Origin of the sequence: Sphingopyxis sp. P1IMeth2 (assembly GCF_900185685.1) — a bacterium.
Taxonomy (GTDB): Bacteria; Pseudomonadota; Alphaproteobacteria; order Sphingomonadales; family Sphingomonadaceae; genus Sphingopyxis; species Sphingopyxis terrae_A.
This window is the reverse complement of record NZ_FYAT01000001.1, coordinates 597901-613204: the sequence shown is the minus strand read 5'-3', so window position 1 is coordinate 613204 and position 15304 is coordinate 597901. Positions and strand designations below refer to the sequence as shown.

Genomic DNA, 15304 nt, shown 5'->3' with positions numbered 1-15304 from the left:
AATCCCCGAAAAACCGCCATTCCCGGTCAGGCCGATTAGCGATTTGGTAAGCAGTTTCCCCCTAGGTGCAAGGCTACCAGCCGCGCATCTGGTGGGTCGCGCGGCCGGGCCAAGAGGGGTTTTAGACCATGCGAGGGACCGTTTTCAGCCGCCTGCGGGCCGGCATCTCGACCATCTGCCGCGATACGCGCGGCAACACGATGATGCTGACGGCGGGCGCGCTCGTTCCGATCGTCGCCCTCGTGGGGTCGGGCGTCGATATCGGCCGCGCCTATATGGCCGAGCTTCGCCTGCAACAGGCGTGCGACGCGGGCGTGCTCGCGGGACGCCGCGCGATGCAGGGCGGCGACTATGATTCGAACGCCGAAGGCGAAGCGAACAAGATGTTCGCCTTCAACTTCCCGTCGGGCATGTACGCGAGCAGCGGCGTCGATTTCAAATCGAAGGCGCAGGGGACGTCGAACGTCGTCGGCGAAGCCAAGGTTACGCTGCCCACCGACATCATGAAGATATTCGGGACCAAGCAATTCGACCTTGCGGTCAACTGCACGGCGAAGCTCGAAATCTCGAACGCCGACATCATGATGGTGCTCGACGTTACCGGATCGATGGCGACGACCAATTCGGGCGACTCGGTCAACCGCATCAGCGCGCTCAAGACCGCGACGATGAACTTCTTCGACACGCTGACCACCGCCGATATCGGCGATGGCCGTCTGCGTTTTGGCGTCGTGCCCTACAGCTCGAGCGCCAATGTCGGCCAAATTCTCTATGCAAAGAATCCCGACTGGCTTTCGAACAATGTGCTGCTGCCTTCGCGCACGCCGATCTTCAAGATCACCTACGGCAATGGCCAGACCGTCGAAAATGGCTCGTCGACCGGCAATGTCAGCTATGGCAGCTGGTCGAACGTCAGCACGGTGAGCGGTCAGAACAGCAGCAGCTGCGGCAATCTGGAGCCGCCGGCCGATACGACGCCGTCGCCAAGCGGGTCGCCGACCGTCAACCAGACCGGGCAGACCTTTGACAGCAACGGCAACCGCGTCACGACCAACAACAGCTCGCAGACCTACACCTATTATAATTACCAATACACCTGGTCGAGCAACAGGTGCCGCCTGCAGCGCCGCGTTGCGACCTATACGCGCACCTCGACGACGACGACCACCGAAGAGCCGATCCAGACTTTCGACAATAAATATCGTTACGAAGATCGCGTTTTCGATGTCACGCAGGCGAAGGCGGGCTCGGCGATCGTCACCGACACGGGCGACAGCGGTACCAACTATTCGGCCACCTGGGGCGGATGCGTCATGGAGCGCGAAACCGTCGCTTTCGGTCCGACGCAGACCGCGCCGGCCGGCGCCCGCGACATGGATGTCGACAGCGCGCCGACGAGCGACGACGGGACCAAGTGGAAAGTGCTGATTCCCGAAATCGCTTTCCCGCGCGCCAAAAATCCTTCGTCATCGGGAACCACGAGTTCGCTCAACGTCAGCAGCAGCAGCGTGTCGAGCGACAGCACGTCGGGCGGCAGCTGGCAGCGTTACTCCAAATATTGGAGCAGCGGCTGGGGCGTCTGCCCCGCGCCGTCGATGAAGCTGACGACGATGACGGCGAGCGACCGTTCCAGCTTCAACACCTACATCAACGCCTTGCAGCCCGTCGGCGGCACCTATCATGATTCGGGCATGGTCTGGGGCATCCGCCTCCTGTCGCCCGACGGCATGTTCGCCGACGAAAATGCCGAAGCGCCGAACAAGCGCCCGATCAGCCGCCATATCGTCTTCATGACCGACGGCGACATGTCGGCGAATATGGGGAATCTGACCTTCCAGGGCTATGAATGGACGATGCAGCGTGTCGGCGGGACCAGCGACAGCAATCTGACCGACCGGCACAACAACCGCTTCCTCCAGCTCTGCGAAAGGGCAAAGGCGAAGAATATCACCATCTGGGTGGTCGGCTTCGGCACCTCGCTGAACTCGCAACTCACGACCTGTGCGACGCCGGGCAAGGCCTATGAAGCCTCCAACGCTTCGCAGCTCAACGACAATTTCCAGGCGATCGCACGCCAGATTTCGAAGCTGAGGCTCTCGCAATGATCCGGATACCGTCGCTCCTCCGCCGCCTTCGCCGCCACCAGCGCGGCACTGCGATCCTGGAATTTGCGCTGATCGCGCCGGTCTTCATCCTGCTGTTAATGGGCCTGTTCGATTATACGTGGCAGATGTACGCCAAGCAGGTGCTGCAGGGCGCCGTCAGCAACGCGGCGCGGGCCTCGACGCTTGAATCGGCGGCATCCAACCAGACGCTCATCGACGCGGCGGTGCGCGATCAGGTTCAGAATGTCTTTCCCGGCGCCCCGGTGACCTTCACCCGCAAATCCTATGAAAGCTTCAACGACGTCGGCAAGCCCGAACCCTTCACCGATGCCAACAACAACAACCGCTATGATTCGGGCGAATGTTTCGAAGATCGCAACGGCAACAATAGTTGGGATGCCGATCAGGGCGCGAACGGCAACGGCGGCGCCGAGGATGTCGTGCTCTATACCGCGAAGATGAAATTCGAACGCATTTTGCCGGTGTGGCGCATGCTCGGCCAGCCCCCGGAAACCTATCTCTACGCGACGACCGTGCTCCGCAACCAGCCGTATAACGTCAACACCGTGACAAGTAGGGTGATATGCAACTGATCCGCATCCTTGCCCACGCCCGGCGCCGCACCGCCCGGCTGGTGCGCTTCGCGCGCGACGACAAGGCCGTCGTGCTCATCGAAACCGCCTTCACGATGCCGCTGCTCGTGTTTCTGGGCTTCGGGGGGCTGGAGATCGCCAATCTGACGCTGGCGAACACGCGCATCAGCCAGGTGGCGCTGAGCGCCGCCGATAACGCATCGCGTATCGCCTATGGCAGCGACCTGTCGCTGCCGCGGGTGCGCGAAGTCGATATCAACGAGGTTTTCGCAGGCGTCGAGGAGCAGTCGCGCGGGCTGGACTTCAAGGCCCACGGCCGCATCATCCTGTCGAGCCTTGAGCGCAATTCGAGCGGCGGCCAGTGGATTCACTGGCAACGCTGCTATGGGAATTATCCGGTGAATTCGGCCTATGGGCTGCAAGGGACCGGCAAGACGGGCACCGCCTTTAAAGGGATGGGGAAACCGGGCGCGGAAGTCACCGCAGCGACCGGGACCGCCGTGATGTTCGTCGAAGTCACTTACCAATATCAGCCGCTTGCCTTTGCCGCTTGGCTCGGGCCGCGCGTCATCCGCACGACCGCCGCCTTCAATATCCGCGAAGGTCGCGATCTGCAGGGTCCGGCGGGCGGCGACGGCGTCTATAATCCGTCCCCTGCGGCCACGAAAATGACCTGCACCTGATCGACCGGGGCGCGGCCGGACGCCGATGCCCCATTTATTGTCGCCGCGCCCCCTGCTATCGCGCGGGCGGCGATGACAGCGACGCATACCCCCGACAGCCAGCATCAGGGCTTTCTGGCGATCCTGCCCGCAGGCATGCGCCCCTATGCGCTGCTTGCGCGCTTCGACCGGCCGATCGGCTGGTGGCTGCTCTACTGGCCCTGCGCATGGGCGCTGGCGCTGGCGGGCGGGGCCTGGTCGCATTGGCCGCTGCTGCTGTGGATGCTGCTCGGCGCGATCGTGATGCGCGGCGCGGGCTGCGTCTATAACGACATCGTCGACCGCGATCTTGACGCGAAGGTGGCGCGCACCGCGGTGCGCCCGGTCGCGAGCGGCGAAGTGTCGGTGCGCAACGCCCTGATGTGGACATTGCTGCTGTCGATGATCGGGCTCGTCGTGCTGCTGCGTCTGCCCCTGCCGGCGCAGATCGTCGCGGTGGCCAGCCTCGCGCTGGTCGCCGCCTATCCTTTCATGAAGCGGATTACCTGGTGGCCGCAGGCATGGCTCGGCCTTGTCTTCAGTTGGGGCGCGCTCGTCGGCTGGATCGCGGTCGGCGGCGGCGCAAACGATCAAGGCGGGCTGGCGCTGCCCTTCCTCTATGCGGGCACGATCGCCTGGGTGATCGGCTATGATACCATCTATGCGCTTCAGGATATCGAGGATGACGCACTCGTCGGCGTGAAATCGAGCGCGCGCGCGATGGGGCGGCATGTGAAGGCCGGCGTCGCGCTCTGCTACGTTGTGGCGCTCGGCGGCTGGGCGGGCGCGCTGTGGAATGTTCGTCCCGATGCCCTTGTGCTTGTCGCCCTGATCCCCGCCGCGCTGCACCTGACGGGGCAGGTCGTCACGCTCGACCCCGACAATGGCGCCGACGCGCTCGCCAAATTCCGCAGCAATCGTTTTGCGGGGCTGCTGGTCTTCGCGGCGATGCTGGTGGTCGGCAGCGCCCCCTGACGCGGGCGCCTATTCGGCCGCAAGCAGTTCTTCGGCGCCGCCGAGGTCGACCGAGACGAGGCGGCTGACGCCCTTCTCTACCATCGTCACTCCGAACAGGCGATGCATGCGCGCCATCGTCACCGCATTGTGGGTGACGATCAGATAGCGGGTCTTCGTCTCGCGCGTCATCCGGTCGAGCAGGTCGCAGAAGCGTTCGATATTGGCGTCATCGAGCGGCGCATCGACTTCGTCGAGGACGCAGATCGGCGCCGGATTGGTCAGGAAAAGGCCGAAGATCAGCGCGACGGCGGTCAGTGCCTGTTCGCCGCCCGAGAGCAAAGTCAGCGTGCCGAGGCGCTTGCCCGGCGGCTGCGCCATGATCTCCAGCCCGGCCTCGAGCGGATCGTCCGAATCGACGAGTTCGAGATGCGCCTGCCCGCCGTTGAACAGCGTGGTGAACAGGCGCTGGAAATGTTCGTTCACCGTCTCGAAGGCGGCGAGCAGGCGAACGCGGCCCTCGCGGTTGAGGTTGCCGATCGAGCCGCGCAACCGGTTGACCGCTTGTTGCAGCTCCTCGATCTCGGCGGCGCTTCGTTCGCGTTCGACGTCGAGTTCGGCAAGCTCGTCGGCGGCGACGAGGTTGACCGGGCCCAACCGCTCGCGTTCGCCGATCAGCCGGTCGTGCGCGGCCGACTCGGCATTTGCATCGTCGACGCCATCACCCTCGAACCCGACCTTCTGCGGTAGCAAGGGGGGCGGACATTCGAAGCGCTCGCCCGACAGGCGCCCCATCTCGATGCGGCGCAGCTCGGCATTTTCGGAGCGTGCCACCGCGCCGGCGCGTGTCTCGCGCGCCGCGGCGACGCGCTCGCGGATCGTCGTCAGCGCCGCTTCGGCCTCGCGCAGCGCCGCTTCGGCTTCGCGCTCCTGCGCCTCGGCGGCGCCCACTTTACCCCGCACCTCCGTCTGCCGGGCCGCAGCAGCTTCGCTATCGGCGGCGAGCTTTTCGGGCAGGCCCGCAAGCTTCGCGGCTTCGGCTGTCAGCGCGTCGGCGCGCTTGTCCATGTCGGTCACGCGCCGTGCCGCTTCGCCCGCGCGCGCCTTCCAGCTCTTGATCTCGGCGCCGACGACCGCGTGCCGCTCGCTGAGGCCGGCAAGGGCGCGCTCATGATCGGCGAGCGCGTCGCGTGCGCCATTGGCGTCGCTGCGCGCGCGGTCGGTTGCACTTTCTTCACCCTCAAGCGCCGCGCGGGCCAGACTGTCGTCGGGGAGCGCGGCGAGCGCCGCCTCCTTCGCGGTGAGGTCCGCAGCGGCGTCGCTCCCGGCCGCCGCAATTTCGGCGAGCCGACGGTCGAACAGCGCGGCGGCGTCGCGGTGACGGTCGAGCGCGGCCTGCGCCTGATCGGCGGCACGCAGCGCAGTGCGGCGTGCCTCGTCGGCGCTCGCGAGCGCCTTGCGCGCCGCGGCGGCGGCGTCGGTTCGCTCGGCAAGCTGCGTTGCCGCAACATGGCGCCGATCCTGCAATTCCTGCACCCCGAGTTCGACTTGCGGGCGTTGTGCGGCGAGCGCGTCGAGGCGATTCTGCCGTTGCAGCCGCTCGGTCGCCGTCGCGCCGTCGCCGCGCGTGACGAAGCCATCCCAGCGGCGCATCACGCCGTCCAGGGTGACGAGCCGCTGGCCGACCGCGAGCGGCTGGCCGGTGTCGCGATCGGCAACCGCGATCTGGGCGAGTCGCCGCACGAGCGCCGGGGGCGCCTGGACGAACGCCGCGAGCGGTTGCGTGCCTGCCGGCAGCGCCGGGTCGTTCTTGTCGGCATCGGCGGCGCCCCAACTGCGCGCGGCGGCGCGGTCGGTCCCGGCGTCGAGATCATCGCCGAGCGCGGCGGCGAGCGCCGCCTCGTGGCCCGGCGTCACGCGCAGCCGGTCGAGGATGCGGTCGTCGTCGGTGCGGGCGGCGGCGAGCGCGCGTTCGAGCGTTGCCGCCTCGCCGTCGAGCGCGGCGAGCGCGGCGCGTGCTTCGGCAAGACCGGCATCGATTGCGCCAAGATCGGCCGCGATCGCTTCGCGGTCGGCCTCGGCCTCGTGCAGCGCGCTTTCCGCGGAAATTATCGCCGCTTCGGCCTGTTGGGCGCCGCGGACGCTTTCGGCCTGGGTTGCGGCGAGTGCGGCGCTGTCGCCCAGCGCGGCGATTTCGGCCTCGACCCGCTGACGGTCGCCGGCGATACGCCGGACGGCGGCTTCGGCCGTATCGCGCGCCGACACCGCGATGCGGCGATCGGCGGCTTCGCTCGCCGCCTTCGCCCGTGCCTGCGCGAGTGCGACCTCTGCATCGCGGAGGCGTGCCTGGGCCGCCTGATGCGCCTCGACCAGCGCCGCCTTTCCCGCGTCGTGCGCGGCAATGTCCTGTGTGAGACGCTTCGCCTCGGCGTCGAGCGCGGTCAGGGCGGCATGGGCGTCGCGCGCCAATTCGCCCTCGCGCGCCCGGTCCTCGGCGAGCCGCGCCTGCTGCGCCGCCAGATCGTCGAGCCGTTGCCGCGCGGCACGTTCCTCGCCCTGCAGTCGGACAAGCGTCGCGGTCGCCTCGGCGAGCGCATCGCGCTGTGCCTGCGCCTCGGCGCGCGCGCTACCGACGCGCGTCGCCACTTCGACCTGCGCGGCGGAAACGGTTTCGAGTTCGGTCTGCGCGGCCTTCACGGCGGCTTCGGCGGCATCGGCTTCGCGGCGCGCCTGATCGGCGGCGGTGGCGGCATCGCGCCAGCGCGCGTAGATCAGCCGGCCTTCGGCGATACGGATATCGTCGCTGAGCTTGCGATATTTTTCCGCCGCCCGCGCCTGACGGCGCAGCGCATTTGCGCGCACTTCCATGTCGGCGACGATTTCGGACAGGCGATTGAGGTTGGTTTCGGTCGCGCGCAGCTTTTGCTCGGCATCCTTGCGGCGGACGTGCAAACCAGCGATGCCCGCCGCTTCCTCCAGCATCGCGCGGCGATCGGTCGGCTTGGCGGCTATGACGTTCGCGATCTTGCCCTGACTGACGAGGGCGGGGCTGTGCGCGCCGGTCGCGGCGTCGGCAAAGATCAGCGCGACATCCTTGGCGCGGACGTCGCGCCCGTTTGCGCGATAGGCGCTGCCCGCGCCGCGTTCGATACGGCGGATGATCTCGAGTTCATGCCCTTCGCTCGCGTCGGACAGGCCCGCGACGACATTGCCTTCGGTATCGCAATGGATGGCCACCTCGGCAAATTCGCGCGGCGGGCGCTGCGATGTGCCGGCGAAGATCACATCCTCCATCCCGCCGCCGCGCATGGATTTGGGGCTCGATTCGCCCATCACCCAGCGGATCGCTTCGAGCAGGTTCGATTTGCCGCAGCCGTTCGGACCGACGACGCCGGTCAGCCCGGGTTCGATCCGCAATTCGGTTGGCTCGACGAAGCTTTTGAAACCGGTCAGGCGCAGGCGTCTTATCTGCACGAGGCCACCTCGTGCAGGTCAGCGAATCGGAGCCGGTGCAACCTTGCTGTCACATATCCCCCTGGCACCGTCATGGCGCGTGGGCGGTCGAGTCGCAAGGGGTGCCGCCCTCCCCGCCGCGACGGGGAGGGCTATTGTCTTCAGCGGGCGCCCATGGTGCGCAGGCGGTCGCGCAGCGGGCCCCAGGTGGTGATGCCCTCGGCGACCTGGCCATTGATGACGAAGGTCGGCGTGCCCTGGATCTTGAACTGTTCGATGCCCTTGTTGGTCATCTGCTCAAGCTTGCTGATATTGTCGACGTTCGACAGGCAGGCATTGATCTGGTCGGCGGTTACGCCGCGCGACTGGAAGAATTCTTCGAGCTTCCAGGCTTTGGCGAGCGCGGGAAAGCGCTGCGCGGGGGGCAGCGCCATCGCGGCTTCGCCGCCCTTGGGATTGGCCTGCGCGCCGGCGAACAGTTCGGCTTGCGAGGCAAAGACATTTTCCTGCAGCGGGAAATAGCGATCGACCGGGCCGCAATGCACGACTGCCGCGGCCATCGCGTCGAGCGGGTCGCGGATGAAGTTGCGCACTTCCAGGCTGACACGGCCGCTGTCGATGAAGTCGCGCTTGATCTCTTCGTGGCTTTCCTTCGAGAAATCGGCGCAGTGCGAGCAGGTCAGCGACGCATATTCGATGATCTTGATCGGCGCGTCGGGGTTGCCCATCAGATAGCCGCCCTCGGCGGTCTTGGTCACCGTTGTCGACCATTGCTTGCCCGCGGGCGCCGCGACCTTGGCGACGACCGCCTGTTCCTTCGACTGGTCGGTAGTGCCCTTGCCGCAACCGGCGAGCGCAAGGGCGCCGATCGAAGCGAGAAGGATGGGGCGAAGGGGCAATCTGGTCATTGGGGATAGTCTCCGGATAATTCGCGTGAACGGGCTTTTACGAGGCCTTCAGCGCCGCGTCGAGTTGCGTTTTGATCGCGGACCAGACGGTCACGTCGGTGTGGCGTCCATTGATGAAAAAGGCCGGCGTGCCGCGCACATGGTCGGCACCCAGCCCGATATTGGTCATGCCTTCGAGTTCGGCGCGCGTGACCTCGCTATCGAAACAGGCGTTCATCTGCGCCTGGGTGTAGCCGCGTTTCGCCATCAGCGCGCCGAGGCCGGTGTCGGCCGCGATCTTGCGCGCGCGTTCGCTCTCGGTGCCGACATACCAGCTCTTGACCATGGCTTCGGGCGCCTTTTGCACCTTCGTCAGCCAGACCGGCTGCGCCATGAAGATGGCGTGGTGGTTGGCCGCGAAGGCCTTGGCGCCGCCGCAGCGCGCCAGCAGCGCTGCGGTCAGGTCGACCGGGTCGCGGACGAGGTTGCGATATTCGAAGACCACCAGCCCCTTGTCGATATACTGGGCCTTGAGCGGGACGTCGCCGTCGCGCGCAAATTCGCCGCAGTGGGTGCACGTATAGCTGAAATATTCGACCAGACGCACCTTGGCGGCGGGGTTTCCGACGATATAGGCACCGATCGCGCTGGTGCTGATCTTCGACGACCAGGCCGGCGCCGGAGCGGCGGGCGCGGCGGCGACCAGCGACAGCGCGGCGATCGACAGGGCGCCGATGGCGGTGCGGCGGGACAGGGTGCGACCGGATATCTTGGGCATGGACGTGCCGTCTTCCTTCAACTGATGCGCGGGAGTTTCGGCGCGCTGGCAAGCCCGGCGGCCATGCGTTCGAGCACGGTCCTGAGTTCCGGATCGCCGATGTCGCGCAGGCTATCCCCCAGTTCGGCGGGTACCGGCTTCAGCATTGCCGGCTGCTGAACGGGGGCGGGGGCGGGCGCGACCTGACCATGCGTCATGCGCACGCTCGCAATCGCGGCATAGCCGAAGAAGCGATTGACCGCCGCGACGATATCGGGGGCGACATGCTGCAGCATGGGTGCATGCGCGCCGCTGATCGTCAGATGCAGCGTTCCGCTCGCCTTTTGTCCGGCGGGAAAGCGGATCATCGCAGGCTGGGTGACATCGGCGAGCCGATCGCCGACGATTTCTCGCCAGCGGCTGACGACCGACGACTGGATGAAGCCGAATTTGCGAAAGGCGGTCCGGCCGATTTCGGGAACCATATCGGCGATCGCGCGCGCCTCGCCGCCGCGCGGCCGCTCATAGCTGCGCGCCGGCGGCTTTTTGGCAGCCTTCTTCGTGCGCGCTTTAGGGGACTTGTCGCCGTCGCTGGAGCCTGCTTTCGCCATCGCCGCCGCCATGCCATAGGCGGGGGGTGAGCGTCCAGATGCCAGACCCCGATATCGCGGCCGACGCGGATTTCGCGCCGCGGCTGCTCGCCTGGTACGACCATGCGGCGCGCATCCTACCCTGGCGTATCGCGCCAGGGAGCGTGGTGACGCCCGATCCCTACCGCATCTGGCTCGCCGAAGTGATGCTGCAACAAACGACCGTTGCCGCCGTCGCAGGCTATTTCGCCCGCTTTACCGAGAGTTGGCCGAGCGTCGCCGATCTCGCGGCGGCCGACGACGCGGACGTCATGGCGGCGTGGGCGGGCCTTGGATATTATGCCCGTGCGCGGAACCTGCTCGCCTGCGCGCGGGCGGTGGTCGCCGATCATGACGGCCTTTTTCCGGATAGCGAGGCGGGCTTGCGCGCCTTGCCGGGCGTCGGCGATTACACCGCGGCGGCGGTCGCGGCGATCGCCTTCGGCCGCCCCGCGGTCGTCGTCGACGCCAATATCGAGCGGGTGATTGCGCGCCACCGGCTGATCACCACGCCGCTGCCGACCGCAAAGCGCGCGATCCGTGCCGCGCTGGCGCCGCTCGTTCCGCGCGATCGCCCCGGCGACTTCGCGCAGGCTCTCATGGATCTGGGCGCAACGATCTGCACGCCGCGCAGCCCCGCCTGCACCCGCTGTCCTGTCGCCGCCGACTGCGCCGCATTTGCGGCCGGCACCGCCGAATCCCTGCCGGTCAAGCCGCCCAAAAGGGCGAAGCCGCAACGCCACGGAAGCGCCTGGTGGATCGAATCGGATGCGCGGCTGTGGCTGGTACGGCGCCCCGACAAGGGAATGCTCGGCGGGATGCGGGCATTGCCCGGCAGTACGTGGGACGAGCCGCCCGCATCCGATGACGGAGCCGTCTCCGTGCGGCACGGCTTCACCCATTTCGACCTCACATTGACGCTCGTCCGGCGCGGAGTTGAGGATGCCGCAGGGGAAGGTGAGTGGTGGCCGATTTCGGCGCTTGACGCGGCGGGTCTGCCGACGCTGTATCGCAAACTGGTCGACAAGATGCGGGAGAGTGACCGATGACGATGATGATTTCGCGCCGCGCGCTGCTAGGCAGCCTGGCGCTGGGGGGCAGCGCGACGCTGTTGCCGCGCGCCGCCTTCGCCTGGACCAATGCCGAGGCGCTCTATCCGGCGACCTACGCCTTCATCAAGGGATTCGTGGACCGCCGCGAACTCGCCGGCGCTATCGCTGCGATAGGCAAGGATCAGGCGCCGCCCGACTATCTGGGCGCAGGCAAGCAGGCGATGGATTCGCAGCGCGCTGTGGCTCCGGACACGATCTGGCGCCTCTATTCGATGACCAAGCCGGTCACTGGCATGGCGGCCATGCTGCTGATCGAGGACGGCAAGATGACGCTGGATCAGCCGATCGCCGATTTCCTGCCGGCCTTTGCGGCGATGAAGGTGCAGAACACTCCAGACGGATCGATCACCGACGTGCACCCCGCGAAGGGGCCGATCACGGTCCGCCAGCTTCTCACCCACACCGCCGGGCTCGGCTATAATATTGTCCAGAAGGGGCCGCTCCGCGACGCCTATAACGAGGCGGGGATATTGGGCGGGCAGGTCAGCCGTCTGCCGATTCCAGGCTTCCCGCCGACCACCCCCGCGCCGAGCCTGGAGGTTTTCGCCGACCGGCTCGCGACGCTGCCGCTCGTCTATGAACCCGGCACTCGCTGGAGCTATTCGGTCGGGCTCGACCTGATGGGCCGCGTGATCGAGGTCGTCTCGGGTCAGCCCTTCGACGTCTTTCTGAAGGCGCGCATTTTCGATCCGCTCGGGATGGCGAGCACCGGTTTTCGCGTCACCGGCGACGAAGAAGCGCGGTTGTCGACCAACTATGCGCCGCTGGGCGGCGTGCTGCTGCCGATCGACCCCGCGACGAGCTCGATCTACCTCGACCCGCCGCCGATGCCCTATGGCGGCGGCGGTCTCGTTTCGACAGCGCGCGATTACGACCGGTTCCTCGCCATGCTGCTCGGCGAAGGTGAAACCGGCGGCGTGCGGATCATGAAGCCCGAAACCGCGCGGCTCGGAATGTCGAACCTGCTCGCCGATTCGGTTGATCGCAAGAATACGTTCATCGACGGTGAGGGCTTTGGCGCCGGCGGCCGCGTGTCGCTCGCCGGATCGCCGACCGGTGAGGGCGTTTATGGCTGGGGCGGTGCGGCCGGCACCATCGCCTTTGTCGATCGCCGCCGCGGCTATCGCGTCGGCGGCTATACCCAATATATGCCGTCGGAGGCGCTGCCCTTCCAACGCGACTTCGGCAAGGCCTTTTACAAGGATGTGATGGCCTGATGCCGCTGCCGCTCGGCTTTACCGGGGCGCGGCTCGACCGCGCCGACCGGCTCCGCACCGATCCCGATGCTTTCGCGGCGGCGATCGCCGATCCGCGCGCGACCTGCCTGCTGCTTGACGGCATCGATCCGGTGCCGGGCAGCGGCGGCGGGCTGATATGGGAAGCGCTTGATCCGGCCGACGAGCGTGCGCTGTTGCTGCTCGGGATCGACGATAGCGGCGCGCCCCGCTTCGTGCGCGAGGCACATGCCGGAGGGCGCGTCGATGCGCGTTCGCGCACCGTGATGCGGCTGCTCCCGATGCTGTCGCCCGAAGAAGCGGCGCTCTATGGCGGCGCGCGCAGCCTCGTCGACTGGCACGCGCGGCACCGGTTCTGCGCCGTTTGCGGTTCACCGACCGAATTGTTCCGGGGCGGCTGGGGTCGCCGCTGCGCCTCTTGCGGGGCGGAACATTTCCCGCGCGTCGACCCCGTTGTCATCATGCTCGCCGAATATGATGGCCGCGTGCTGCTCGGCCGCCAGCCCGGCTTCCCGCCGGGCTTCTTTTCCGCTCTCGCGGGCTTCGTCGAGCCGGGTGAATCGCTTGAGGAAGCGGTGGCGCGCGAATTGTTCGAGGAAGCGGGCATCGCCGTGTCCGATGTATCTTATGTGGCGAGCCAGCCCTGGCCCTTCCCCTCGTCGCTGATGATCGGGTGCCGCGCGGTCGCGCGCGACGCCGCGTTGACGATCGACACCACCGAACTTGAAGCGGCGATGTGGGTCGACCGTGCGGAGGTGCGCGCGGCGCTCGCCGGCGACATGGGCGCGAGCTTCATGGCACCGCCGCCGCTGGCGATCGCGCGCTATCTGCTGGAGGATTGGGCGGCCTGAGCCTTAGAGGCGCTTGCCGGTGATGCGGCTGATTTCGCGCGCCACCATCGATTCGACCATCGCCGGCAGATTGGCGTCGAGCCATTGCTTGAGCATCGGCCGCATCGCGTCGACGACGACATCCTCGAGGCTGCGTCCCCCTGCGGGCACCGTCGCGGCGGCCGCGGCCGCGGCTGGCGCCATCGCGGCGGTGAGCGCTTCGAGCGACTGACGCGCGGCATCGGCGCTGGCAACCGACACCAGCTCTTCCTGCGCGGTCGCGGCGCCGCTGTCGTCAAGGGCTGATTCGGCGACGGCGTCTTCTTCCTCTTCGTTGAGGTCGAGAATATCCTCGCTCGGCACCGCCGCACGCTGCGCGCGCGCCCCAGGGGCCTCGTCACGCGCGATGACGCGCCGGATCGACGACAAAATGTCTTCCATCGATGGCTCCCGCGACATGTCGCCCATGCTTGCCCCCTAAGTTCCACCGGAAATACCGGTTAACCATGTTCATACCGGCGCGCGGGCGGGCTTGCCAAGTCTTATTGTTGGGGAAGCGGCTCCACGGCAGGCACGCTGGCATCGGCGGCGGGGACGCTGCGCGTATCGGTGGCCTGCTGCTGCGGCTTCGGATCGTCGGCCCAATCCCAGATCTGACCGCGAACACGGCGATAATTTACCGCCGGATCATAGAGCGCGCCGCCCTCGATCCCCAGGTCGCGCGCTTCGGCCTTGCCCATCGCGGCGAGGACCGAGAAAGCCGCGACATAGCTGTTGCGCTTCGCCGAGACGAGCTGGACCTGCGCGTTCAGATATTCTTGTTCGGCATTCAATATGTCGAGGATCGAGCGCGTGCCGACGCTGTTTTCGGCGCGCACCCCCTCGAGCGACAGGGCATTGGCGCCCACCGCCTGCTCGGTCGCGGCGATGACGCGCTCGTTCGCCTGCCACGCGGCATAGGCCCCGCGCGTCTGCGCGATCACGTCGCGTTCGGTGGCAACATAGGTTTCAATCGCCTGGCTGCTGCGCGATTGCGCCTGGCGCACCTGGGCCGACGGGCGGCCGCCCTGAAAGATCGGCAGCGTCAGCGACAGGCCGGCGGCGGCGCTCTTCGTCGTATTCTCGGCCACGGTGTTGCCGGCAGGAATCGAATGGAGATTATTGTTGTAGCCGCCCCCCAGCGTCGCCGACAGTTTGGGCATGCGGGCGGCCCGCGCAGCGCCGATGTCGGCGCGCGATGCGTTGATGCGCTGGTTTGCCGCTTCGATGTCGGGATTGTTGTTGAGCGCGATCGCGACCGCATCCTCAACCGATTGGGGGAGATTGGGTAGCGCCGGCGGCGGCTGGAGGTCGACCGGCGCATCGCCGACCAGCTTCACATAATTTTCGCGGCTGCGAATCAGATTGGCTTCGGCGCCGCGCAGGTCGCCCTCGGCCAGCGCAAGCCGGGCCTGCGATTGGGCGACGTCGGTGCGCGTCAGATCGCCGATCTCGAAGCGGTCACTCGATGCCTGCAAATTGGTCTTGAGGACCGCGACATTCTTCTGGTTGAGCTGGACGATCGCCTGGTCGCGGATCACGTCCATATATGCGCCCACGACCTGCGAGAAAATGCTCGCTTCGGTTGCGCGAAGATCGGATTGCCCGGCCTCGACGCGATATTCGGCCGCCTTCACCGCGTTGCGCACCGCGCCGCCCTGATAGATCGGCACGCTGAGCTGGCTGCCCGCAGACAGGACGCGGCCCGGCGAAACGAAGCTGTTGCCCGGGATGACCAGATTTTCCTGATAATCGACGCTGGCACCGACCGAGGGCAGGCCCGATGCCTTCTGGATCGGAACATTCTCGTCATTCGCGCGCTGTCCGGCGCGCGCCGCCGTCAGCGTCGGATTATTCTCATAGGCTTTGGCGAGCGCGCCCTGCAGCGTCTCGGCCTGCGCCTGCGACGACAGCGCCAGCGCGCCGAGCGCCATGCCCGCCAGCCAGCGGGCGCGTCGTCCGGTCATTTTTGTGTCGATGTCGTGCATGATATGGTTCAGCCTGAAGGG

At 66.9% G+C, this 15304-nt stretch carries 13 protein-coding genes; 7 read left to right on the top strand and 6 right to left on the bottom strand.

Going from position 1 to position 15304, the window contains the following annotated elements; translation table 11 throughout:
• Positions 1–128 precede the first annotated feature (128 nt).
• From P1IM2_RS02780 to ubiA, 4 genes are all read left to right on the top strand, one after another.
• Positions 129–2105: a pilus assembly protein gene (locus P1IM2_RS02780; protein ID WP_186401366.1), complete on the top strand. Its 1977-nt coding sequence runs from the start codon at positions 129–131 to the stop codon at positions 2103–2105.
• Positions 2102–2698 (top strand): TadE/TadG family type IV pilus assembly protein, encoded by a 597-nt coding sequence (locus P1IM2_RS02775; RefSeq protein WP_186401365.1) that lies wholly within the window; start codon positions 2102–2104, stop codon positions 2696–2698. The genes P1IM2_RS02780 and P1IM2_RS02775 overlap by 4 nt, the downstream gene beginning before the upstream one ends.
• Positions 2689–3381: a TadE/TadG family type IV pilus assembly protein gene (locus P1IM2_RS02770; RefSeq protein ID WP_186401364.1), complete on the top strand. Its 693-nt coding sequence runs from the start codon at positions 2689–2691 to the stop codon at positions 3379–3381. Before P1IM2_RS02775 ends, P1IM2_RS02770 begins: the two co-directional genes overlap by 10 nt.
• Positions 3382–3453: 72 nt before the next feature.
• A complete protein-coding gene (gene ubiA, locus P1IM2_RS02765) occupies positions 3454–4374 on the top strand; it encodes a 4-hydroxybenzoate octaprenyltransferase (protein ID WP_062901231.1) in 921 nt (306 codons plus the stop codon).
• Between the two features lie 9 nt (positions 4375–4383).
• Here the strand turns inward: ubiA and smc are convergent, their stop codons facing one another.
• From smc to P1IM2_RS02745, 4 genes are all read right to left on the bottom strand, one after another.
• Entirely contained in the window at positions 4384–7827 is a 3444-nt protein-coding gene (gene smc, locus P1IM2_RS02760) for a chromosome segregation protein SMC (RefSeq protein WP_186401363.1), read from the bottom strand.
• 140 nt (positions 7828–7967) lie between these two features.
• Positions 7968–8714 (bottom strand): thioredoxin domain-containing protein, encoded by a 747-nt coding sequence (locus P1IM2_RS02755; RefSeq protein WP_062901229.1) that lies wholly within the window; start codon positions 8712–8714, stop codon positions 7968–7970.
• Positions 8715–8751: 37 nt separating this feature from the next.
• Positions 8752–9471: a DsbA family protein gene (locus P1IM2_RS02750; protein WP_062901228.1), complete on the bottom strand. Its 720-nt coding sequence runs from the start codon at positions 9469–9471 to the stop codon at positions 8752–8754.
• A gap of 17 nt (positions 9472–9488) precedes the next feature.
• The gene (locus P1IM2_RS02745; protein WP_186401362.1) at positions 9489–10061 is read right to left on the bottom strand and encodes a DUF721 domain-containing protein; all 573 of its coding nucleotides are present in this window, start codon (positions 10059–10061) and stop codon (positions 9489–9491) included.
• 38 nt (positions 10062–10099) lie between these two features.
• Between P1IM2_RS02745 and P1IM2_RS02740 the strand changes: the two genes are divergently transcribed.
• The 3 genes from P1IM2_RS02740 to nudC are packed head-to-tail and all read left to right on the top strand — an operon-like array spanning position 10100 to position 13277.
• A complete protein-coding gene (locus P1IM2_RS02740) occupies positions 10100–11128 on the top strand; it encodes an A/G-specific adenine glycosylase (RefSeq protein ID WP_186401361.1) in 1029 nt (342 codons plus the stop codon).
• The gene (locus P1IM2_RS02735; protein ID WP_186401360.1) at positions 11125–12408 is read left to right on the top strand and encodes a serine hydrolase; all 1284 of its coding nucleotides are present in this window, start codon (positions 11125–11127) and stop codon (positions 12406–12408) included. The genes P1IM2_RS02740 and P1IM2_RS02735 overlap by 4 nt, the downstream gene beginning before the upstream one ends.
• Positions 12408–13277 (top strand): NAD(+) diphosphatase, encoded by an 870-nt coding sequence (gene nudC / locus P1IM2_RS02730; RefSeq protein WP_062901226.1) that lies wholly within the window; start codon positions 12408–12410, stop codon positions 13275–13277. The genes P1IM2_RS02735 and nudC overlap by 1 nt, the downstream gene beginning before the upstream one ends.
• 3 nt (positions 13278–13280) lie before the next feature.
• On the opposite strand, the gene P1IM2_RS02725 is transcribed toward nudC, so the two are convergent.
• Both P1IM2_RS02725 and P1IM2_RS02720 read right to left on the bottom strand, forming a co-directional pair.
• Complete coding sequence (locus P1IM2_RS02725; protein WP_062901225.1) at positions 13281–13724, bottom strand: DUF2497 domain-containing protein; 444 nt, start codon at positions 13722–13724, stop codon at positions 13281–13283.
• Between the two features lie 74 nt (positions 13725–13798).
• Positions 13799–15283, bottom strand: coding sequence for a TolC family outer membrane protein (locus tag P1IM2_RS02720; protein ID WP_186401359.1), 1485 nt, complete (start codon positions 15281–15283; stop codon positions 13799–13801).
• Positions 15284–15304 lie beyond the last annotated feature (21 nt).

Bases quoted from the DNA above. Each gene is read 5' to 3' on its own strand.
- P1IM2_RS02780 (WP_186401366.1), top strand. From the start codon at position 129: ATGCGAGGGACCGTTTTCAGCCGCCTGCGGGCCGGCATCTCGACCATC.
- P1IM2_RS02775 (WP_186401365.1), top strand. From the start codon at position 2,102: ATGATCCGGATACCGTCGCTCCTCCGCCGCCTTCGCCGCCACCAGCGC.
- P1IM2_RS02770 (WP_186401364.1), top strand. From the start codon at position 2,689: ATGCAACTGATCCGCATCCTTGCCCACGCCCGGCGCCGCACCGCCCGG.
- ubiA (WP_062901231.1), top strand. From the start codon at position 3,454: ATGACAGCGACGCATACCCCCGACAGCCAGCATCAGGGCTTTCTGGCG.
- P1IM2_RS02755 (WP_062901229.1), bottom strand. From the start codon at position 8,714: ATGACCAGATTGCCCCTTCGCCCCATCCTTCTCGCTTCGATCGGCGCC.
- P1IM2_RS02750 (WP_062901228.1), bottom strand. From the start codon at position 9,471: ATGCCCAAGATATCCGGTCGCACCCTGTCCCGCCGCACCGCCATCGGC.
- P1IM2_RS02745 (WP_186401362.1), bottom strand. From the start codon at position 10,061: ATGGCGAAAGCAGGCTCCAGCGACGGCGACAAGTCCCCTAAAGCGCGC.
- P1IM2_RS02740 (WP_186401361.1), top strand. From the start codon at position 10,100: ATGCCAGACCCCGATATCGCGGCCGACGCGGATTTCGCGCCGCGGCTG.
- P1IM2_RS02735 (WP_186401360.1), top strand. From the start codon at position 11,125: ATGACGATGATGATTTCGCGCCGCGCGCTGCTAGGCAGCCTGGCGCTG.
- nudC (WP_062901226.1), top strand. From the start codon at position 12,408: ATGCCGCTGCCGCTCGGCTTTACCGGGGCGCGGCTCGACCGCGCCGAC.
- P1IM2_RS02725 (WP_062901225.1), bottom strand. From the start codon at position 13,724: ATGGGCGACATGTCGCGGGAGCCATCGATGGAAGACATTTTGTCGTCG.
- P1IM2_RS02720 (WP_186401359.1), bottom strand. From the start codon at position 15,283: ATGCACGACATCGACACAAAAATGACCGGACGACGCGCCCGCTGGCTG.